The sequence below is a fragment of the Cryobacterium sp. N19 genome (assembly GCF_002929595.1).
GTDB lineage: Bacteria > Actinomycetota > Actinomycetes > Actinomycetales > Microbacteriaceae > Cryobacterium > Cryobacterium flavum.
Genome location: NZ_PJJR01000051.1, coordinates 94,773 through 116,000 on the forward strand (window position 1 = coordinate 94,773; position 21,228 = coordinate 116,000).

The 21,228-nt window shown below is 66.5% G+C and carries 18 protein-coding genes; 10 read left to right on the forward strand and 8 right to left on the reverse strand.

Features of this window, described 5'->3' with window-relative positions; all coding sequences use genetic code 11:
• The first annotated feature begins 15 nt into the window (after window positions 1-15).
• Entirely contained in the window at window positions 16-627 is a 612-nt protein-coding gene (locus CXY78_RS12120; RefSeq protein ID WP_104089531.1) for a DUF6518 family protein, read from the forward strand.
• A 19-nt stretch (window positions 628-646) separates the two neighbouring features.
• Here CXY78_RS12120 and CXY78_RS12125 read toward each other — a convergent pair whose 3' ends face one another.
• Both CXY78_RS12125 and CXY78_RS12130 read right to left on the reverse strand, forming a co-directional pair.
• A complete protein-coding gene (locus CXY78_RS12125; RefSeq protein ID WP_104089533.1) occupies window positions 647-1,057 on the reverse strand; it encodes a DUF3054 domain-containing protein in 411 nt (136 codons plus the stop codon).
• A 58-nt stretch (window positions 1,058-1,115) separates the two neighbouring features.
• Window positions 1,116-1,826, reverse strand: a complete 711-nt coding sequence (locus CXY78_RS12130) for a VIT family protein (RefSeq protein WP_092339326.1) — start codon at window positions 1,824-1,826, stop codon at window positions 1,116-1,118.
• A 252-nt stretch (window positions 1,827-2,078) separates the two neighbouring features.
• On the opposite strand from CXY78_RS12130, the gene sucC reads away from it, so the two are divergent.
• The 6 genes from sucC (at window position 2,079) to CXY78_RS12160 (ending at window position 9,119) form a co-directional block, all read left to right on the forward strand.
• Window positions 2,079-3,248 (forward strand): ADP-forming succinate--CoA ligase subunit beta, encoded by a 1,170-nt coding sequence (gene sucC / locus CXY78_RS12135; protein ID WP_092339324.1) that lies wholly within the window; start codon window positions 2,079-2,081, stop codon window positions 3,246-3,248.
• 13 nt (window positions 3,249-3,261) lie between these two features.
• Window positions 3,262-4,149, forward strand: a complete 888-nt coding sequence (gene sucD / locus CXY78_RS12140) for a succinate--CoA ligase subunit alpha (RefSeq protein ID WP_092339322.1) — start codon at window positions 3,262-3,264, stop codon at window positions 4,147-4,149.
• 237 nt (window positions 4,150-4,386) lie between these two features.
• A complete protein-coding gene (locus CXY78_RS12145) occupies window positions 4,387-5,634 on the forward strand; it encodes a DUF6350 family protein (protein WP_092339321.1) in 1,248 nt (415 codons plus the stop codon).
• Between the two features lie 10 nt (window positions 5,635-5,644).
• Window positions 5,645-6,238 carry a phosphoribosylglycinamide formyltransferase gene (gene purN, locus CXY78_RS12150; protein ID WP_104089806.1) on the forward strand — a complete coding sequence of 198 codons (594 nt, stop codon included), beginning with the start codon at window positions 5,645-5,647 and terminating at the stop codon, window positions 6,236-6,238.
• Window positions 6,235-7,902, forward strand: a complete 1,668-nt coding sequence (gene purH, locus CXY78_RS12155) for a bifunctional phosphoribosylaminoimidazolecarboxamide formyltransferase/IMP cyclohydrolase (protein WP_104089534.1) — start codon at window positions 6,235-6,237, stop codon at window positions 7,900-7,902. Before purN ends, purH begins: the two co-directional genes overlap by 4 nt.
• A 137-nt stretch (window positions 7,903-8,039) precedes the next feature.
• Window positions 8,040-9,119, forward strand: a complete 1,080-nt coding sequence (locus CXY78_RS12160) for a Glu/Leu/Phe/Val dehydrogenase dimerization domain-containing protein (RefSeq protein ID WP_104089536.1) — start codon at window positions 8,040-8,042, stop codon at window positions 9,117-9,119.
• A gap of 161 nt (window positions 9,120-9,280) precedes the next feature.
• Here CXY78_RS12160 and CXY78_RS12165 read toward each other — a convergent pair whose 3' ends face one another.
• On the reverse strand, window positions 9,281-9,970 hold the full coding sequence (locus CXY78_RS12165) for a DedA family protein (RefSeq protein ID WP_092339313.1): 690 nt from the start codon (window positions 9,968-9,970) through the stop codon (window positions 9,281-9,283).
• A gap of 545 nt (window positions 9,971-10,515) precedes the next feature.
• On the opposite strand from CXY78_RS12165, the gene CXY78_RS12170 reads away from it, so the two are divergent.
• Together CXY78_RS12170 and CXY78_RS12175 are read left to right on the forward strand one after the other, a co-directional pair.
• On the forward strand, window positions 10,516-12,378 hold the full coding sequence (locus tag CXY78_RS12170; RefSeq protein WP_092339311.1) for an ABC transporter ATP-binding protein: 1,863 nt from the start codon (window positions 10,516-10,518) through the stop codon (window positions 12,376-12,378).
• Window positions 12,375-14,180 (forward strand): ABC transporter ATP-binding protein, encoded by a 1,806-nt coding sequence (locus CXY78_RS12175; RefSeq protein ID WP_104089537.1) that lies wholly within the window; start codon window positions 12,375-12,377, stop codon window positions 14,178-14,180. Before CXY78_RS12170 ends, CXY78_RS12175 begins: the two co-directional genes overlap by 4 nt.
• Before the next feature lie 20 nt (window positions 14,181-14,200).
• Here CXY78_RS12175 and CXY78_RS12180 read toward each other — a convergent pair whose 3' ends face one another.
• The 4 genes from CXY78_RS12180 to CXY78_RS12200 all read right to left on the reverse strand — a co-directional run bounded on the left by CXY78_RS12180 (window position 14,201) and on the right by CXY78_RS12200 (window position 19,589).
• Window positions 14,201-14,587, reverse strand: coding sequence for a cupin domain-containing protein (locus CXY78_RS12180; RefSeq protein ID WP_233206176.1), 387 nt, complete (start codon window positions 14,585-14,587; stop codon window positions 14,201-14,203).
• 1,156 nt (window positions 14,588-15,743) lie between these two features.
• A complete protein-coding gene (locus CXY78_RS12190) occupies window positions 15,744-16,646 on the reverse strand; it encodes a sugar ABC transporter permease (protein WP_092339305.1) in 903 nt (300 codons plus the stop codon).
• Window positions 16,643-18,256, reverse strand: a complete 1,614-nt coding sequence (locus CXY78_RS12195; protein ID WP_104089540.1) for an ABC transporter permease subunit — start codon at window positions 18,254-18,256, stop codon at window positions 16,643-16,645. Before CXY78_RS12195 ends, CXY78_RS12190 begins: the two co-directional genes overlap by 4 nt.
• A 97-nt stretch (window positions 18,257-18,353) precedes the next feature.
• Window positions 18,354-19,589: a maltose ABC transporter substrate-binding protein gene (locus tag CXY78_RS12200; RefSeq protein WP_104089542.1), complete on the reverse strand. Its 1,236-nt coding sequence runs from the start codon at window positions 19,587-19,589 to the stop codon at window positions 18,354-18,356.
• A 250-nt stretch (window positions 19,590-19,839) separates the two neighbouring features.
• Between CXY78_RS12200 and CXY78_RS12205 the strand changes: the two genes are divergently transcribed.
• The gene (locus CXY78_RS12205) at window positions 19,840-20,856 is read left to right on the forward strand and encodes a LacI family DNA-binding transcriptional regulator (protein WP_092339299.1); all 1,017 of its coding nucleotides are present in this window, start codon (window positions 19,840-19,842) and stop codon (window positions 20,854-20,856) included.
• 43 nt (window positions 20,857-20,899) lie between these two features.
• On the opposite strand, the gene CXY78_RS12210 is transcribed toward CXY78_RS12205, so the two are convergent.
• Window positions 20,900-21,223, reverse strand: a complete 324-nt coding sequence (locus CXY78_RS12210) for an MGMT family protein (protein WP_104089543.1) — start codon at window positions 21,221-21,223, stop codon at window positions 20,900-20,902.
• Window positions 21,224-21,228: the final 5 nt, after the last annotated feature.

Consider the following 21,228-nt stretch of genomic DNA (forward strand, 5'->3'; position numbering starts at 1 on the left):
CCCTAGGCTCGCAGCATGACCCTGACCGACGAACGGATGCGTCGGCCAGCGACGCTCGCCCGCAGTCTGCTCGTGGCGGTCGGCGCCGGGATCGCGACCGGGCTGCTGGCCCGCGCGCTGTATGCAGTGCTGCCGGAGCCGTGGACCACGCTCGCCAACACCAGCGCGCTGTGGGGCCTGCTTCCGTTCACCGTTGCAGCGCTGACCCGAACCCGCGGGTCGCGCGCGATCCTGCTTGGCGTGACCGCGCTGGTGGCGATGGTCGCAACCTGGGCCGTGCTCGGCCCGGAGTCGCAGCCACCCCGCGTGCTCGTGCTGTGGGGGATCGTCGCCATCGGCGCCGGCGCGCTGTGTGGGCTGGCGGGTGGCCTGGCCGGCCGACGGCATCCGCTCGCGCACCGATTGGGTTTGGCCGTGATGAGCGGGCTCGTCCTCGGCGAGGCGTTCTACGGCGCGCTGCTGATCGGCGGCCCGCAGTGGTGGGGCGAGGGCGCCCTGGGCCTGCTCCTGGCTCTCGGCGGAGGTCGCCGCTGGCCAGACCGGGCAGTGGCGCTCGCGCTGGCCGCTCTGATGGCGGCCAGCCTGTTCGGCGTCTACCTGCTCTTTGACGCAATCGCCGCCGGCTAGAACCGTTGCGGCCGACAGACTAGGCGGGGGTCGGCATCTGCTGGCGAGAGGCGTGCTGCACGAGCGCGGCGATGGCCCGCCAGCCGAGCAGGAACACGCCGAGCACGATAGTCGTGACGATCGCGAAACTGAGCTGCACGCCCTGGCCGCTGGCCAGGCGCAGCAGCAGGCCGCCGGCCACGGTGGCGATCCAGATGCCGATGCCGGTCCAGACGATCGTGCGTGGGTGACGCCAGGCACGCAGCACCAGCCAGCCGATGATCAGACCGCCGAGGAACGGCCAGTAGGTCACGCCGATGCCGGCCAGGCTTTCGCCGTGGCTGAGACGGCCGATCGCGGCGAAGGCCAGAACGAGGACCGCGTCGAGCACGCCAGCGGTGCGGATTGATGATCGAGGAATGGGGCCAGCCCCGATGTGCAGTGATGCCATATTTTCAGCCTATCCACGCGATGAGGGCGTAACCCGGAGTTGCCTGTGAGCCATCGTCTTAGATGCCGCCGCCGATCAGCGCACCGATGACATAGGTCACCGCGAGGGCGAGAATGCCGCCGATGACGATGCGGGCGATGGCGCGCGGCTTGGGGCTGTTGCCGAGGTGGGCGCTGAGCCAGCCGGTGATGACGAGGGCCACCAGCACCGCGAAGAAAGTGGCTCCGATGCGCCACTCGGCCGGTGGCAGCAGCACGGCGAGCAGGGGCAGTGCAGCGCCGACGGTGAATGCGATAGCGGATGCGTACGCCGCGTGCCAGGGATTCGACACATCCTGCTCGGTGATGTGCAGCTCGACTTCGAGGTGCGCGGCGAGGGCGTCATGCTCGGTGAGCTCGATTGCCACCTGTTGGGCGGTCTGGCTGGAGAGCCCCTTGGCCTCGTAGAATCCGGCCAGTTCGGCGAGTTCCTCGTCGGGCTCGTTCTCGAGTTCCCAGGTTTCTTTGGCGATGAGGGCGCGTTCGGAGTCGCGCTGGCTGCTCACCGACACATACTCGCCGAGGGCCATCGAAATCGCGCCGGCGAGCAGGCTCGCGACACCGGCGATGAGAATCACATTGGAATCGGTGGTCGCGGCGGCGACTCCGACGACGAGGGCGGCGACGGAGACGATGCCGTCATTCGCGCCCAGAACACCGGCGCGCAACCAGTTCAGCCGGGAGGCGAGCCCGGCGGCGTGCGGTTCCACCGCTTGAGCAAGATCAGTCATAGCACTAGATAAGCACTCGGTGGCGGCGTCGTCCAGCAAGGTGTGGCTAGCCTTCGCGCTGGCATTTTGTGGCGGCACAGCGCCGTTTCGGGCGCCTATGGTGTGCGCCGTGACGTTCAATTCACGCGATAGAGTTTTCAAGGGCCAGTATGTCTTGATGTCGAGCTAATTTACGGCCGGACTGCTGTTACCAACAACCTCATATATCTTCACCGGCGGTGTGATCGCCAAGACGCGGATTGGAAGAGCAGCGTGGATCTTTACGAGTACCAAGCGAGAGACCTCTTTGAGGAATATGGTGTGCCGGTTCTGCCGGGCATCATCGCGGACACCCCCGCCGAAGTACGTGCAGCGGCCGAGAAGCTCGGTGGCGTTGTCGTCGTCAAGGCACAGGTCAAGGTTGGCGGCCGCGGCAAGGCCGGCGGCGTCAAGGTAGCTAAGACTCCGGATGACGCCGAGGCCGCCGGTCGCGACATTCTGGGCCTGGACATCAAGGGCCACACCGTTCACCGCGTCATGGTGGCCGGCGGCGCCCGCATCAAGGCGGAGTTCTACTTCTCCGTGCTGCTGGACCGGTCCAACCGGTCCTACCTGTCGCTCGCCAGCTACGAGGGTGGCGTGGAGATCGAAGTTCTCGCTGTCGAGAAGCCCGAAGCGCTCGCCTACACGGCCGTCGACCCGATGGTCGGCATCGACCTCGCCGTTGCGAAGCAGATCGCGATCGACGCCAAGTTCCCGGCCGACCTCGTCGACAAAGTCGCTCCGGTCTTCGTCAAGCTGTACAACGTATTCAAGGGTGAAGACGCGACCCTGGTCGAGGTCAACCCGCTCGTCCTCACCGAAGAGGGCGACATCATCGCGCTCGACGGCAAGGTCACGATCGACGAGAACGCCGACTTCCGTCACCCCAAGCATGCCCTCCTCGAGGATGCCGCTGCGGCTGACCCGCTCGAAGCCAAGGCCAAGGCTGCCGGCCTCAACTACGTGAAGCTCGACGGTGAAGTCGGCATCATCGGCAACGGCGCTGGACTGGTCATGAGTACCCTCGACGTCGTCGCCTACGCCGGCGAGAACTTCGGCAGCGTCAAGCCGGCCAACTTCCTCGACATCGGGGGCGGAGCATCCGCTGAGGTCATGGCCGCCGGCCTCGACGTCATTCTCGGTGACCCGCAGGTCAAGAGCGTGTTCGTCAACGTCTTCGGCGGTATCACCGCGTGTGACGCCGTCGCCAAGGGCATCGTGGGCGCGCTCGCCGAGCTCGGTTCGAGCGCCAACAAGCCGCTCGTGGTGCGCCTCGACGGCAACAACGTCGAGGAGGGTCGTCGCATCCTCTCCGAGGCGAACCACCCGCTCGTAACACTGGCCGCCACCATGGACGAGGGCGCCGCCAAGGCCGCCGAACTCGCCCACGCAGCGAAGTAAGGGACAACTCAGAATGTCAATCTTCCTCAACAAGGACTCCAAGGTCATCGTTCAGGGCATCACCGGAGGTGAGGGCTCCAAGCACACCGCCCTCATGCTCAAGGCCGGTACCCAGGTCGTCGGTGGCGTCAACGCTCGCAAGGCCGGCAGCGTTGTCGTGCACGGCGACGTTGAACTCCCCGTCTTCGGCACCGTCAAAGAAGCCATCGAGAAGACCGGCGCCGACGTCTCCATCGTCTTCGTACCGCCGGTGTTCACCAAGGACGCCGTCATCGAAGCGATTGACGCCGAGATTCCGCTGCTCGTCATCATCACCGAGGGTGTTCCCGTGCAGGACTCGGCCGAGTTCTGGGCCTACGCCATCAAAAAGGGCAACAAGACCCGCATCATCGGCCCGAACTGCCCCGGCATCATCACGCCCGGTGAGGCACTCGTCGGCATCACGCCGGCGAACATCACCGTCAAGGGCCCGGTCGGACTCGTCTCCAAGTCGGGCACGCTGACCTACCAGATGATGTACGAACTGCGCGACCTGGGCTTCTCCACCGCGATCGGCATCGGTGGCGACCCCATCATCGGCACCACGCACATCGATGCGCTCGAAGCCTTCGAGAACGACCCGGAGACCAAGGCGATCGTCATGATCGGCGAAATCGGCGGCGACGCTGAAGAGAAGGCCGCCGAGTACATCAAGGCGCACGTAACGAAGCCGGTCATCGGCTACGTGGCCGGTTTCACCGCGCCCGAGGGTAAGACCATGGGCCACGCCGGCGCCATCGTCTCCGACGGAGCCGGAACCGCCCAAGGCAAGAAGGAGGCCCTCGAGGCCGCCGGAGTCAAGGTCGGCAAGACGCCGAGCGAGGCTGCCACCCTGCTGCGCGAGGCACTCGCCGCACTGTAGATCGCTTTAATGAGGGGCTCGCCGGAACGTCGGCGGGCCCCTTTTGCGCGCGTGGCGTTCCAATCTGCGGATATTTCAGCGGATGCCCGAGGCGGGCCGCGCGACGACGCGGCGGTTCGCGCGCGCCCGAGCCGCGACGGCAGAATATCCGCAGTTATGAACGGAGGCCGGGGTAGAAGCTCAGCGTGGGCGCGTGCTGGTGAGCATTGTCGGCCCGGCGATATAGGCTCGCAACGGATGAACCGCATAACGACCGCCCTGCTCGCCGCTCTCGAGGCTCTACTTGTTGTCGCCATTGGTATTGGCATTGCCATGGTGCCGCTCACCGTACTCTGGGCCGCCCATTTCGGCTTGTCGGTGGAATGGTTCGTGTTCTGGCGGGCGGCCGCCGATATCTGGCTGCTCGGCAACGGCGTCGACCTCACGGTGCAACTCGGCCCCGACGTCGCCGCAGCCCTCGGCCTGGCCGGCGCCGACACTCCCTTCCTCATCTCGGTCGTGCCGCTCGGTTTCGCCATGCTGAGCGTGCTCATGGGCGTGCACACCGGCCGTCGCGCGGCCGAGACCCCGCACCGCTGGACCGGCGTCGGCGTCGCCGTGGGCACGTATGCCATTCTGGCCGCGCTCGTGACCCTGTCCGCCGTGTCGAAAACGGTGGCACCCAACCAACTGCAGGGGCTGCTGCTGCCGACGCTCGTCTACGCTGCCGGAGTTCTGGTGGGGGCCGAACTGGGGCGGCGCAAGGCTGCGGGGGCCGTGGAGGGTCTGGACCGTGTGAGTCGCGGCATCCGCTCGTGGTACCAGCGCATGCCGCAGACCACTCGCACCGTCATCGAGGGCGCCCTGCGCGGCGGAACCGCCGCCGCCGCCGGCGTTCTCATCGTTTCGGCTGTGGCCGTGACCGCGCTCATCGCCCTCAACTACGCGACCATCATCGGGCTCTACGAGGCGGTTCAGGCCGGCGTTTTCGGCGGCGCCACCATCACCCTGGCGCAGCTCGCACTCATTCCCAACCTGGTGATCTGGGCCGCCGCCTGGTTCGTCGGGCCCGGCATCGCGCTCGGCGTCGGCACCACCGTCTCGCCGATCGGCACCGTGGTTGGCACCCTGCCCGGTCTGCCGCTGTTCGGTGCGCTGCCGCAGGGCACTCCGGCCTACGGCTTTCTCGGGCTGCTCGTGCCCGTGCTCTTGGGCTTTATCCTCGCCGTCGTGACCCGGCAATTTCTTGACCGTCGGGGAGCGCCAGAGCGCACCAGCCTCGAGCACGTGCTCACCGGACTGGGCATGGGCGTCGTCGGCGGGGCGCTCCTCGGCTTGTTGGCCTGGTGGTCGGCGGGCGCCATGGGCCCCGGTCGCCTCGCCCTGGTCGGGCCAAATCCGCTGCTGGTCGGCGCCCTCGCGGCAGCCGAAATCGGCGTTGCAGCGGCCCTCGGCATGCTGGCCGGCCGCGTTCGGCTCCCCTCGGTGCGTGCCGCCAAACGGTAAGCTCGAGACCGTGCTGTCTATTGTCGTGTTGATCTCCGGCGGAGGATCGAATCTGCGAGCCCTGCTGGAGGCGTCAGAAGACGCCGAGTTTCCCGCCAGAATCGTGGCGATCGGCGCCGACCGTGACGCCGACGGCCTCGAACTCGGCGTCGAATTCGGCATCCCGGCCTTCTCCGTTCCCTTCTCGTCGTTTCCCGACCGCGCCGCCTGGGGCGACGAACTACTTTCGCAAATTCAGCAGTGGCAGCCCGACCTGGTCGTGCTCAGCGGCATGATGCGCCTGCTGCCGCCGCGCGTGGTCGCCGCGCTGTCGCCGAACCTGATCAACACGCATCCGGCCTACCTCCCCGAATTTCCGGGCGCACACGCGGTGCGTGACGCCCTCGCTGCCGGGGCCGTGCAGACCGGTGCGAGCATCATCGTGGTCGACAACGGTGTCGACGAGGGCCCCATCCTGGTGCAGGAACGCGTCGACGTGCTGCCAGGCGATACCGAAACTTCCCTGCAGAATCGCATCAAGATCGTCGAGCGTCGCCTGCTCATCCAGGCCGTGCTCGACATCGCCAACGGACACATGAACCTCAAGGAGAACTCCAACGCATGAGTGGACACACCAACGCGCCCAGCTCGTACCGTAACCGCGACCAGATCGTAATCGAGCGCGCACTCATCTCCGTGAGCGACAAGTCCGGCCTGGTCGAGCTCGCCGCAGCCCTGAAAGCGGATGGCGTCGAAATCGTCTCCACCGGTTCGACGGCGGCCACCATTCGCGCCGCCGGCGTAGACGTAACCGATGTCGCGGCGGTCACCGGCTTTCCGGAGTCCCTCGACGGCCGGGTCAAGACCCTGCACCCCGGCGTGCACGCCGGCATCCTCGCCGACCTGCGGCTCGAAACGCACGAAGCTCAGCTCACAGAGCTCGGCATCAAGGCGTTCCAGCTCGTCGTCGTCAACCTGTACCCCTTCGTCGAGACCGCCCTGAGCGGCGCAGAGCCGGCCGATGTGATCGAGCAGGTCGACATCGGTGGGCCGGCATTGGTGCGGGCATCCGCTAAAAACCACGCGAACGTGGCCATCGTCGTCGACCCGGCCAACTACGGCGAGATCATCGCCGCCGTCGCGGATGGTGGCTCGACCCTCAAACTGCGCCAGAAGCTCGCCTCGCTCGCCTTCGAGCACACCGCCGACTACGACCTCAGCGTCTCGGCGTGGTTCACCGAGAACGTCTACGACCAGTGGCAGGACGACACCGAGGCGCTGGGCGAAGACGTCACGTTCTCCACCATCGACGACGACGACGAAGAGGAATCCACCTTTCCCGCCGGCCTCGGTATCGAGGTCACCCGCGACGCCATTCTGCGCTACGGCGAGAACTCGCACCAGGCTGCCGCGCTCTACGTGGGCGAAGGCGGCCGGGGCATCGCCCAGGCCAAGCAGCTGCACGGCAAGGAAATGTCGTACAACAATTATGTCGACGCGGATGCCGCGGTGCGCGCCGCCTTCGACTTCAGTGAGCCGGCCGTCGCCATCGTCAAGCACGCCAATCCGTGTGGCATCGCCGTTGCCAAGCCCAATGCACCGGATGCCATCGCCTCCGCGCACCTGCGCGCGCACGCCTGCGACCCGATCTCCGCGTTCGGCGGCGTGATCGCCGCGAACCGCGTCGTCACCCTCGGCATGGCCGAAACCATCAGCGAGATCTTCACCGAGGTGCTCGTCGCCCCCGGTTTCGAACCCGCCGCGGTGGAACTGCTCACCAAGAAGAAGAACATCCGCCTGCTCGAACTGCCGGCCGACTACGAGCGTTCCTCGCTCGAACTGCACCAGATTTCCGGCGGCCTGCTCGTGCAAGAGACCGACAGCTTTGAGGGCTTCAGCTCGGCCGGCTGGACTCTCGTGGCCGGCCCCGAAGTGGATGCTGCCACCCGCGCCGACCTGGAATTCGCGTGGAAGTCCTGCCGTTCCGTGAAGTCGAACGCGATTCTGCTGGCGCACGCCGGGGCATCCGTCGGTGTGGGAATGGGCCAGGTCAACCGGGTCGACTCCTGTCACCTCGCTGTGAGCCGGGCTGGCGAACGCGCCGAGGGATCGGTCGCTGCGTCGGACGCGTTTTTCCCTTTCGCTGACGGGCTCGAAGTTCTGCTCGACGCCGGCATCGCGGCGGTCGTGCAGCCCGGCGGATCGGTGCGCGACCCCGAGGTCATCGCCGCGGCCACCGCGGCCGGTGTCTCGATGTACTTCACCGGGGAGCGTCACTTCTTCCACTAGAACAAACGCGAGAAGCACCGCGCGATATTGAATCGGGGGTGCTTTTTGCATGCCTGGGCCGGTTATCCTGTTCGAGGCGGTGCCACACACCGGCTCCGCCGCATTCGGCCCACAAAGCCCGAGACAACGGAGTTTCCATGACCCTCACGCATCCAGCCGCCGCCCTCGACTCCCTCGCGCAGACAACACTGTCCCACGAGAAAGTGCTGATCACGACCGGGGAACGCTCCGGACTGCTGATCACGGTGGCCGTTCATTCCACCCGCCTCGGCCAGGCCCTCGGCGGCGCCCGCCTCTGGCAGTACGCGAGCTGGACCGACGCGGTCGCCGACGCCCTGCGGCTCTCCGCCGCCATGACCCTCAAGAACGCGGCCGCCGGTCTGAACCTTGGCGGCGGCAAATCGGTGATCTACCTGCCGCTTGGCACCGTACTCACCGACGCCCAGAAACGCCTGGCCATGCTCGACCTCGGCGACGCCATCGAAAGCCTGAACGGTGCCTACATGACCGCCGAAGACGTGGGCACGAGCGCCGAACTCATGGCCATCGTCGCCGAACGCACGAGCCACGTCTGCGGACTGCCCGCCGCGAGCGGCGGAGTCGGCGAACCAGCCGATGCCACAGCGGCCGGAGTTTACTCGAGCATCGAATCCACCCTGGAGGCCCTGTTCGGCAGCCGCGAGGTGCCGGGCCGCCACCTCGTCATCTCCGGACTCGGCCAGGTCGGCGGACGCCTCGCGCGGGCACTCGCCGCAGCCGGCGCCACCCTCACCGTCACCGACATCAACCCCGACAAGCGTGCCCTCGCCGACGAACTTGGAGCCAGCTGGGTGTCCGTCGCCGACGCCCACCGAGTACACGCTGACCTGTTCGTGCCGTGCGGCCTCGGTGGCGTGCTGAGCGCATCCGTCATTGCGGAGCTGAACGTGCTCGGCGTCTGCGGCGCCGCCAACAACCAGCTTGCGATACCGGCCGGGGCGGCCCAGCTGGATGCGCGAGGCATCCTCTGGGCACCGGATTTCGTCGTCAACGCCGGCGGGGTCGTCTACCTCGCCCTGGCGAGCGAACCGAACGCCGACCTCGCGCAGATCACCGCGCGCGTCGCGGGCATCGGCTCCGTGCTGACCCAGATCTTCACGGATGCCCGCGCCAACGAGATCACGACGCTCGCCGCCGCCGAGATGCTCGCCGCGGCGCGGCTGGGCGCCGCCCGGTAGCCCGTTCGCTCGCCCTGGCGCGCCCGCTTCGAGCGCCGAGAGCTATTGGCGCTAGGTAAACCTGCTGGCGCGCCTGGCAGGTCGGTCGCGCCAGCAGCTCGAGGCCACCGGTGCAGCTTTCGGCCGCGCGACAACGTGGTCTGCGGTCTGCGCCCGGGGCACTACTCGCGGAGGTCGGCCGGGATTGTCGGAACGACGCGTGCGGCCGCACGGCGCTCCTTGAGCGTCGTGCGTGCGGCCTTGCCCAGTTCGGTGAGAATGGGGATTCCGGAGAGCAGGATGATGCCGATGATGAAGAACTCGGAATACTTCTCGACGAAGGCGATCTGGCCGAGGAAGAACCCGACCAGGGTGAGTCCGACGCCCCAGGCGAAGGCGCCAATGGCGTTGTAGGTCACGAAGCTGCCGTAGCGCATCTTGCCGACACCGGCGGCAACCGGCACGAAGGCCCGAAAGACCGGCAGAAAACGGGCCAGAATAATGGACTTGCCGCCGTGCTTGGCGAAAAAGGCGTTGGTGCGCTCCACGTTCTTCGGGTTGAAGAAGCGGTTCTTCTCCCGCGAGAACACCGCGGGGCCGGCTTTTCGGCCGATGACATAGGCCAGCTGGTCACCGGCGAAGGCGGCCATGAAGACCACCAGGCAGGTCACCCAAATCGGCAGCGGAACAACGCCGGTCGCGGTGAGCAAGCCAACGGTGAACAGCAGGGAATCACCCGGCAGGAATGACAAAACGATGAAACCGGTCTCGATGAACACGACCGCGGCGACGCCCAGAAGCACGAAGGACCCAAACGAGTGGATCAGCCACTCAGAGTCGAGAAAATCGATTCCGAAGAGGGTGGGCAGCATGAAGAATCCTTCCAACGGGCGAGCGCGCGCGGCATGGCCATGCCGAGAAAAGGCGCAGAACCCAGACTACGTGACCTCAGGCTGGGAAATGCCGGGTGGCCATTCCGCCCCGCGGATGCCCCCACCCCAGAAAAACCTTGCGTTCTGCCCCCGTTCCGCCATAGTCTGAAAGGCTGCCTGATCCGGGGGGCATCTGACACATATTCTTGAGGCGCCCAGGAGGCAGACATGACAAAGACAGCACCGATCACGCTCGCAGCGATTGCGACCGACGGCGCACACTTTGGCGTCTCCGCTGGGTCCCCCGCCGCCGCCGTGCGTCTCGTCGGCTAGCCGCGACTCACCCCGCAACGACGAGCGATTCGCTCGTTCAGCCCGGCAGCTCGCTGCCTGCGCGTTCTGTACACGCGCACCCACCGCTCGATACCGGGCATCGCCGACCCGCCAGCGCCGTATGGCGCGAGCGTCTCGGGTGGCGACCACTCGGTCTGGTGACCACAAACATCCGCTTCACGCGCACCCCGCACCACAATCAGGACTGGACCATGACCACCACTGCACCACCGGCACCGCCGCCTCCCACCAACGACGCGGCCGTGCGCAGCAACACCTTTCGCAGCCTGCAACGGCTCTACCCCTATGCCAAACCGGCCCTGCCGCGCATCTATCTCGGCATGGTCGCCGCGCTGCTGGCCGGTCTCGTGGCCCTGGCCATCCCGCAGGTGCTGGCCTGGCTGGTCGACGGCCCGCTCAGCAGCGTCGGCTCCGGCGACAGCGCCTCACAGATCTGGCCGGCCGTGTGGATCGTGCTCGCCCTCGGCGTGGTCGAGGCGATCATGATCGCCCTGCGCCGCTGGTTCGTGCTCACACCCGGCACCCACATCGAGGCGCGCATGCGCAACCACCTCTACGCCCGCCTGCAGGACCTTCCGGTGAGCTTCCACGACCGCTGGCCGAGCGGCCAACTGCTCTCGCGCGCCGTGAGCGATTTGAACCTCATCCGCCGCTGGGTGTCGTTCGGGCTCGTGCTGCTCGTCGTCAACTTTCTCACCATCGTCGTCGGCGTCGTCATTTTGCTGTGGATGCACTGGTTGCTCGGCGTGATCTTCGTGGTCTGCTCGATTCCGATCTGGATCTACGGTTACGTCTTCGAGGAGAAATACTCGGTGATCGCCAGGCGCAGCCAGGACCAGTCCGGCGACCTCGCCACCGCGGTCGAGGAATCGGTGCACGGCATTCGCGTGCTCAAGGCCTTCGGTCGTGGCTCGTTCGCGCTCAAGAACTTCGCCTCACAGGCCGAAAGCCTGCGCGGCACCGAGATCGAGAAAGCCCGCGCCATTGCCGGCATCTGGCTCTGGCTGCTGCTGGTTCCCGATGTGGCGTTCGCGCTCTGCCTCGTCGCCGGCGTCTGGCTCACCAGTCAGGGCGACCTGAGCGGTGGCGAGCTGCTCGCATTCTTCGCCACGGCGACGGTGCTGCGGTTTCCGGTGGAATCGATCGGTTTTCTGCTGTCGATGACCTTCGACGCGCGCACCGCGACCGACCGGTTCTTCGACATTCTCGACACCCCGAACGACATCACCGACCCGGCCGCTCCGGTCATCCTGAACGCGCCGCTCGGCCGGCTCGCGTTCGACAACGTGCACTTTCGCTACCCCGACTCGCCGGAGCGTTTTCCCGACCTGCTCGACGGCATCGACCTCGTGCTCGAACCGGGGGAAACCATGGCGCTGGTCGGACTCACCGGCTCGGGCAAGAGCACGCTGACGGCCCTGACCACCCGGCTGTACGACGTGACGGCCGGTTCAGTGACGCTCGACGGTGTCGACGTGCGCGCGCTCAGCCGTGAGGAGCTGCGCCGCCACTTGGCGATGGCCTTCGAGGACGCCACGCTGTTCTCCGCCTCCGTTCGCGACAACGTGCTGCTCGGGCGCGCTGACCTGGCCGAAAACAGTCCCGAAGCGGATGCCGCGCTCGCGCAGGCCCTGCAGATCGCCCAGGCCGGCTTTGTGCACGACCTGCCGCTCGGCGTCGACACCCTCGTCGGCGAGGAGGGCATGAGTCTGTCCGGCGGGCAACGGCAGCGCCTCGCCCTGGCGCGCGCGGTCGCGGCGCGGCCATCCGTTTTGATTTTGGATGACCCCCTCTCGGCGCTCGATGTGAACACCGAATCGCTCGTGGAGAACGCGCTCCGCGAGGTGCTCGTCGACACGACGGCGCTCATCGTGGCGCACCGCCCGTCGACGGTCATGCTCGCCGACCGGGTGGCGCTGCTCGAAGACGGCCGCATCACGGCGGTCGGTACGCACTCCGAACTGCTGCGCACCAGCCCGCACTACACCTTCGTCATCTCCAGTCTGGAAGACGAAGAACGCCGAGAATCGATCCGAGCGGAGGAAGTACTGTGAGCGTCACCGGAGTACAGGGTGAGGAACGCCACGACTTCACCAAGGCTGAAAGCAAGCAGATTCGGGCTCGTTCGCTGCGGCTGCTCGGTTCGCTGCTGCTGCCGGTGCGCGGCAAGGTCGTGCTCGCCATGCTCGTGGTGGTCGTCTCGACCGCCGCGCAGGTGGCCGGCCCGGCCCTGATCGCGTTCGGCATCGACCGCGGATTACCGGCGCTACTGAAGCAGGACTGGATGCCGTTGGCCGCGACCGGCGGGATCTACCTGGTTGCCGGGGTGCTCGGCGCGCTGCTCATCGCCTGGTACACCGTTCTGAGCGCCCGAGTGAGCCAGGCCGTGCTGATCGACCTGCGCAAGCGCGTGTTTGTGCACACGCAGAAGCTGAGCCTCGAATTTCACGAGTCGTACACCTCGGGCCGCATCATCTCCCGCCAGACCAGTGACCTCGACGCCATTCGGGAGCTGCTCGACTCGGGGATCAACCAGCTGGTGCAGGGCATCCTCTATATGTCGTTCACCGCGATCGCCCTGGTGCTGTTCGACGGCACGAGCGGACTCGTGCTGCTGTGTGCGCTCCTGCCGCTGGTCATTCTCACCCGCTGGTTCCAGGTGCGCTCGCAGAGCCTGTTCCGGCAGTCGCGGGTCGCGTCGGCGAGCCTGATCGTGCGTTTCGTTGAAACCATGACCGGCATTCGTGCCGTGAAGGCGTTTCGCACCGAGAAGCACAACGAGTCGGTGTTCGGACAACTCGTCGAGAGCTACCGGCAGGTCAACGCGCGGGTGATCCAGCTGTTCGGAGTTTTCGACCCCGGACTGGTGCTGATCGGCAACGTGACGGTCGCCGCCGTGCTGCTGGTGGGCGGCTTTCGGGTGGCCGACGGCGACCTCGCCATCGGCGCGCTGCTCGCGATACTGCTCTACACCCGCCGGTTCTTCGACCCGATGGAGGAGATGGCGATGTTCTACAACTCCTACCAGTCGGCCGCCGCGGCGCTCGAGAAGATCTCGGGTGTGCTCGAGGAACGTCCGGGCGTACCCGATCCGGTCGCCCCGGTCGACCTCTGGGAGGCCCGCGGACGGGTGCGCTTCGAGAACGTGCAGTTCGCCTACCAGGCCGATCGGGAGATTCTGCCGCACTTCGACCTCGACATTCCGGCCGGGCAGACCATCGCCCTGGTCGGGTCGACCGGTGCGGGCAAGTCCACGCTCGCCAAGCTCATGAGCCGCTTCTACGACCCGACGGATGGCCGGGTGCGGCTCGACGACGTCGACCTGCGCGACCTGCACCCCAAGGACCTGCGGCGCGCGATCGTCATGGTCACCCAGGAGGCCTACCTGTTCAGTGGGTCGGTGGCGGAGAACATCGCGATCGGCAAACCGGATGCCTCGGCGTACGACATCCGCGCCGCCGCGGCCGCCGTCGGTGCTCACGACTTTATCGAGAGCCTGCCGAACGGGTATGACACCGACGTCAACAAGCGCGGCGGGAGGGTGTCGGCCGGACAGCGTCAGCTGATCTCGTTTGCGCGCGCTTTCCTTGCCAACCCGGCGGTGCTCATTCTCGATGAGGCGACGTCGTCGCTCGACATTCCGAGTGAACGGCTGGTGCAGGAGGCGCTGCAGACGTTGCTGGCCGATCGCACTGCCGTGATCATCGCGCACCGCCTGTCGACGGTTGCGATCGCCGACCGGGTGCTCGTGATGGAACACGGGCGCATCGTGGAGGACGGCACCCCGAACGACCTCATCTCGGGAACCGGCCGCTTCGCGACGATGCACGCCGCCTGGCGCGACTCCCTGGTGTAGAGCGGGCGAGGCCGCCGATACTAATCGAGCAGGGGACCACGGCGCTCGGTGGCGTCTGGACCGAGGGGCTCCGGGCGGCCTGGGGTGCCTGGGGTGAGCGTGGCGGGCACAGGCTCCTTGAGCTCGACAAAGATGGTGTGCGTGGCCGTATCGCCGATGTTGGACCCGGAATGCTCTTGGGCGGGAAGCCAGCGAGCGACGCCCTCCGGCAGGTCGACGTCGACGGAACGGCCGCCGCTTGACAGACGCCGCTGGAAGGCGGTCAGGGTGAACATGACACTGTCGGGGTGCCGATGCGGCACGGTTTCGTCGCCGGGCCGGTCGAGGTACTCGAGCACCCGCACCCGCTCGTTCTCGAAAATCACCCGGTAGAACTGGGGGTTGGTGACGACCGGATCGCTCTGCATGCCAGCACGGTAGCACCGCGCCGCTTGCCTGCACAGGAGGTGGCGCCGGCTTGGCCGCACGGCCCAGGCATCCGCGCCAGCGGCCTGCGCAGACGGTCGGGCCAGGCGATCGGCCGAGGCATCCGCTCGACGAAACGGGTCTTTCGTCACTAGTGCGATCGCCAGAGGTGCGGGAGGCTAGCAGCGCAACTTTGGTCCATCGGCATGCACCGCACGAGAAAGGCTGCCAGACGATGAGCAGTTTCACGCCCTCCCCGCAGACCCCACCAGCGGCAACCCCGCCGACCTCCCGACTGCGGGCGCGGTCAGGGGCCAGGCCCGGACCGATCATCATGCTCATTCTGGGCACCGTGCTGGGTCTGGTCGGCGCCGGCATGCTCTCGGGGGTACGGCGCTCGCCGTCGTCACCGCCGCGCAGGGGGATGACGGCTACTTCACCACGCAGGCCGAGACCTTCACTGTTGATTCCTCGGCGATCACCTCGCCGAACCTGGACGTTGGCAAGGACCTCGGAGTACCGACCGGCGTCGGGTTCGACATTGCCACGCTGCGCCTTAAGGCGAGCAATGTGGCGACCGGCCAGGACGTCTTCATCGGCATCGCGCCGCGCGCCGACGTTGATACCTACCTCGCCGACGTGAACCACAGCGAGCTGCGCGAGGTACGGACGTCTCCGTTCCGGGTCGACTACCTCGACGTTCCCGGCACCCAATCAGCGGCCGCTCCCACGGACCAGAGCTTCTGGACCGAATCGGCCACGGGCACCGGCACCCAGGAAATCATCTGGAAGCCCGCCGCCGGCGACTGGTCCGTCGTCGTGATGAACGCTGACGGCAGCCCCGGGGTCGCGGTCAACCTCTCCGCTGGTGTGCACACCGATCTGCTCGGACCGATCGCTGTGGGACTCCTGGTCGGGGGCGGCATCCTCTTTCTGATCGGTGTGCTCCTCGTTGTGGCCGGCGCCATCGGCCTCGGTCGACAGCTCACACCGAAGCCGCGTGAGCCCGGGGGCGCGGGCACGGAGCCGCAGCCGCCCGCATTTGGTCGAGTGGATGCGACCGGCCCGATCACCCCGCCGCGACGAGTACCCGCCGTTCCGGCTAGACCAGGGTCCGGTCGAGCCGACCCCGGTCACCCGGTCGGAGGGCTGAAAAACCTACTTGTCGGAGCCAGCTGTCAGCCCGCCCACGATGTACTTCTGCAGGTAGAGGAACAGCGCCATCACCGGCAGGGCGGCGAGCACAGCGCCGGCCGAGAACGCGCTCCAGTCTGCATAGTTCGGGTTGGACACGAGCTTGTACAGGCCCACGGCGAGGGTCTGCTTCTCCGGGTCGATCAGCAGCACGCTGGCGACTACGAAATCATTGGTCGTCGCGATAAAAGACAGCAGCCCGACGACCGCGAGGATCGGGGCGACCAGCCGCAGAATGATCGTGAAGAAGATGCGGGCGTGGCTCGCCCCGTCGATCTTGGCCGCCTCGTCGATTGACGACGGGATCGTGTTGAAGAAGCCGTACATGAGGTAGGTGTTCACGCCGAGGGCGCCTCCGAGGTAGACCATGATCAGCCCGACCTGGGTGTTCAGGCCGATCGCGGGGAACAGGTCACCGATCGTGCTCATCACGAGGAAGATCGCGACGACGGCGAGCAGCTGGGGGAACATCTGCACGAGCACGAGGGTCAGCAGTCCAACCCGACGACCGGTGAAGCGCATGCGCGAAAAGGAATATGCCGCAAGAGCGCCGAGGAAGACGGTGAGAATCGAGGTGGTGCCGGCGATGACGATGGTGTTGCCGAACCACTGGGCGAACGGGGCATCGGGGGAGTTGAGAATGCGCGCGTAGGCTTCGAAACCCACCTGCGAGAACAGCTCGTTCGACCCGGTGAGGGTTCCCTGTGGGTTGAGGGAAGCCGAGAGTACGTACAGCAGCGGAAAGCCGGAGAAGACGACCATGACGATGCCGATCGCGTGCCGCCACCCCGTGCGGCCGAACCACCGCTTGAACGTGAACGGTCGTTTCTGCGGGATCACCCGCGTGCCCTCGTCGACGGATGTCATCGGTTCAACTCCTCGAGTGCCTTGGTCTTGCGGAAGGCGATGACCGAGATGACCGCCACCAGGATGAAGATGATGATCGAGAACGCGCTAGCGAGCCCGTAGTCCCGGGCCTGCCCCGTGAAGGCGACCTTGTAGACCATCGAAATCAGGATGTCGGTGGCCCCGACATTCACGTCGGCCGAGGCATCGCGCGGCCCGCCACCGGTGAGCATGTAGATGAGATTGAAATTGTTGAAGTTGAACGCGAACGATGCGATGAGCAGCGGCGCGACCGACACCAGCAGCAGCGGCAGCTTGATCAGCCGGAACACCGCCCAGGGCCTGGCGCCGTCGACCGTGGCGGCTTCTTCGAGTTCGGCCGGGATCGACTGCAGGGCTCCGGTGCAGACCAGGAACATGTACGGAAACCCGAGCCACAGGTTCACCACGAGAATGCTGATCTTGGCCAGCCATTCGTTGGTGAGCCAGGGGATCTGCGCCCCGCCGAGCAACACTTGGTTGACGAAGCCGAAACTCTCGCTGAGCATGCCGGCCCAGACTAGTGCGGACAGGAATGCCGGAAAGGCGTAGGGCAGGATCATGGCGACCCGGTAGAACTTGCGACCCTTCATGCGCATGTCGTTGAAAACGATGGCGAGAAAGAGCCCGAGGAAGAATGTCGTCGCCATCGAGAGGGCGGCGAAGGTGATGGTCCACAGGGTTACGCTGATCAGCGGTGTGCGAATGCCTTTTTCCGTGAAGGCGCGGGCGAAGTTGTCGAATCCCACGTTGATGCGCCAGCCCGGCAGCATCTCCTCACCGGTCGCCGAGACGAAGGCACCGTCACCGGTGTCGGAGAAGACCGTGCCGGTCTGGGTATCCGTCATGGTGTCGGCCTGCTCGTCGTAGACGAGCGAGGAGAGGTAGAGGTAGGCGCTGCTGCCGTCGTTGGTGCGCAGGGCGCCGTCGTTCGGGTCGTCGGAGAACGGCACCGTGAGGGCGGTGATTTCAGCCGTGCGCGACAGGATGTCCTGGAAGCTGAGGGTGGTGTAGCCGTCGAGCCCGACGGCCTCACCACCGGTGATGGTGGCATCGTTCACGGGCGCCAACGGGCTGTCGGCCGAGCCGAGGCTCACCTCGCCGCCAGGGTCGGTCACCAGAAAACTCAGCGTGCCGAACTGGTCGAGCACCGTGACCGCGTAGCTGGGGGAGTCGGGCACGCGTTCCTGGGCGCTGCTCATGAGCGCCGAGATGGCCTGCGCCTTGTCGCTGTTGTGGCCGGTGCTGTAGTTGGTGAACCCGATGTAGGCGGTGTAGCCCACGACGAAGATCTGGAACACGACCAGGAAGATGACGCCGGGGGTGAGGTATTTGGCCGGGAGCTTGCCGGGCGTGAAGTAGATCCAGTTGACCACGAGCGTGACCAGGGCGACGAGCGCGAAGATGAGCCACTGCTGCTGCAGGAACAGGATGAACAGGCCATAGAGCGCGACGGCGTCCACGACGCCGAGCAGCGCCATCTTGACCAGGATGGCTTTCAGGCCGCCGGAGGCTGCTTCCGCGACCATAGCCGCGCGATGCTGCCGCTTCGACGGTTTGGTCGTGCTGACGTCGGTGTCATCGGTGCGCATGGTTCAGCTTTCGTCGGGTTCAACTCTCGTGCGGGGTGTGGTCGACGGGCGACCACACCCCGCGGTGGTGCGGTTGCTGCTCTGCGGATGGTGCCGGTCAGCCGATGGCGCCCTGCACGTCGGCGGCCAGCTTCTGCCACGTCGCGGTGGGGTCTTCGCCGTTGATGATGGCGGCCTGGGCGATGCCCCAGAACTGCCAGACCTGGCCCATGGCCGGGATGGCGGGCATCGGCACGGCCTCAGCGCCGACCGCGGCGAAGCCGGCCACGATGGGATCACTCGACGCTGCCTCGGCGGATGCCTTCAGCGCGGGAAGGACCTCGCCCGACTCGAACAGGGCGGTCTGCACGTCTTCGGTGGCCATGTAGTTCACCAGGAAGTCGTTGGCGGCGACCTTGTTCTCGCTCTGCTCGCTGATGAAGAAGCCCTTCACTCCGGCGAAGGGGGCTGCGGCGCCGGTCGACGGAGCGGCGATCGGGTCGACCGCGAGGTTGATTCCTGCGTCGAGAGCTGCGCCGACGTTCCACGGGCCGGTCAGCCAGAAGGCGGCGTCGCCGGACGTGAAGGCGGTCTTGGCGATGTCACCGGTGATCTCGGTGTTGAACACGCCGGTACCGGTCTTGCCCTGGGCGGAGAGCCATGCAGCGAAGGCCTCACCGCCGGTGTTGCCAATTTCGAGCTGGGCGGCGTCATAGCCGCCGGTTGAGTCGGTGCCGAAGACCGGAGCTCCGAACGACGTCTGGAACGGGTAGAGGTGGTACGGGTTGCCGTCGACACCCTGCTCGACCAGGAACGGGTAAGTCACGCCGGTGGCGGTGCCCTTGGCGATCATGTCGTCGTAGGAGGTGGCGGCCTCGGGCACGAGGTCGGCGTTGCGCAGCAGGGCGAGGTTTTCGACGGCGTAGGGCAGCTCGTAGACCTGGCCGTCGTACGTGGATGCCGTGATGGCGACGGGGAGGAAATCGTCTGCCTTGTCGCCGAGTTCGATCGGGCTGACGACACCGTTGGTGACGAGTTCACCGAGCCAGTCGTGGGCACCCATGGTGATGTCCGGGCCCTTGCCGGTGGGGACCTGCTGAATGAAGTCATCCTTGAGGGTGGCATTGTCTTTGGAGACGAGGTCGACCTCCACTCCGGTCTTCTCGGTGTACGCGGCCGCGGCCGGTTTCAGGGCGTCGACGCGTTCGGCGTCGATCCAGACCGTCAGTGTGCTCGCGGAAGCGGCGTCGCCGGCGGTGTCGTCGGATGACGCGGGCGAGCATCCGGCGAGGGCGAGGGTTGCAACGCCCAGGAGGGCGCCGAGGCGGAGCAGGTTCTTGGTGTTCACCGTCATTGGTGTGGAGCCTTTCGCAAAATAGTGCCTGCGGCGATGCAGGCGGGCTGATTCCGATCCGGTTTGCAAGCGATTGCATCCCGGCCTTGATCGAGGTTAGCCCGAATACGCGCCATTCTGGTCACAGAACTGCATCGAATCGTGGAGAACGCGAATTCTGTGCGGATCATCCTGCAAACGCTTGCAGTGATCGGAAAATGTGTAGCATATCGACTACGCCGCCAACGAGGGCGGCACGACGAGGGGCATCATGGTTGGAATCGCGGACGTCGCCCGTCACGCCGGGGTCTCGACGGCGACGGTGTCACGCGCTCTCAGCGGTGCCCACAACGTGTCGCCGGCCACGCGCCTGCGGGTGGAGGCATCCGCTGCCCAGCTCGGTTACGTCGTATCGTCGACAGCGTCGAGCCTCGCCTCCGGTCGCATGAAGAACATCGGTGTGGTCGTACCGTTTTTGAACCGGTGGTTCTTCGCGAGTGTCGTCGAGGGCGCCCAGCAGGCCCTGCAACGCCACGGTTACGACCTCACCCTCTACAACCTTACGGGCGGGCTCGAGGCCCGCCGCAGCGTCTTCGAACACTTCCTGCTGCGCCAGCGAGTGGATGCCGTCATCGCGGTTTCGCTGGAATTGACCGAGCACGAGGTGGCCCGGCTGCACGCCCTCGACAAACCGCTCGTCGGGGTCGGCGGCCCACTCGCGGGCGTGCCGACGCTCACCGTCGACGACCTCGCCGTGGCACGCCTGGCGACCGAACACCTGATCGCTCTCGGCCACACCCGAATCGCCCATATTGGCGGGGACAAGGCATTCGACCTGGACTTCAACCTGCCGACGAACCGGCGCTTCGGCTACGAAGCGGCGCTCGCGGCGGCCGGGATCGAAGCGCGCCGGGAGGACTACCGCCCGGCCGACTTCACCACGGCCGGCGGCTACCAGGCTGCCAAGCAACTGCTTGGGCGGCCGCACGAACGCCCGACCGCCATTTTCGCCGCCTCCGACGAAATGGCCATCGGCAGTATGCTCGCCGCCCGCGACCTCGGACTCGTTGTGCCCCGCGACGTGTCGGTGATCGGGGTAGACGACCACGAACAGGCAGCCTTCTTCGGGCTCAGCACGGTCGCGCAGTTTCCCAGGCAGCAGGGCGAGAAAGCCGTTGAGGTGCTCATGGAAGAACTCCGACCGCACCCGGAGCCGCGTACCGGGCTCAATATCAACATGCCGTTCGAGCTCATCGTGCGCGCCAGTACGGCGCGGCCGCCGGAGTAATCCCGGCCGCGAGCAGATTACGCGAGCAGATTACGCGGGCAAGTTAGGCGGGCGGTGACCAGCGGGCGGCGGTGTAGTCGACTCGATACGCGGCATCCGTTTTCGTGATGAGAACCGGCGTGTTTTCGGCGCGGTAGTGCGGTAGCGCCTGGGTCTCATGCCCGATCGGGGGATGCCCGCCGGCGCGAATCACCCGCCACCAGGCCGCATCAGAGCCGTAACGAGCCATGACTTGCCCGACCGCGCGGGCCGCGCGGGAACCGAGCTGCGCGGCCACGCCGCCGTAGGTCATCACACGGCCGGGCGGGATAGAATCGACCACGCCGAGCACCCGGGACACGAAGTCGTCGGGCTCAGGCGTGCTCATCTGAG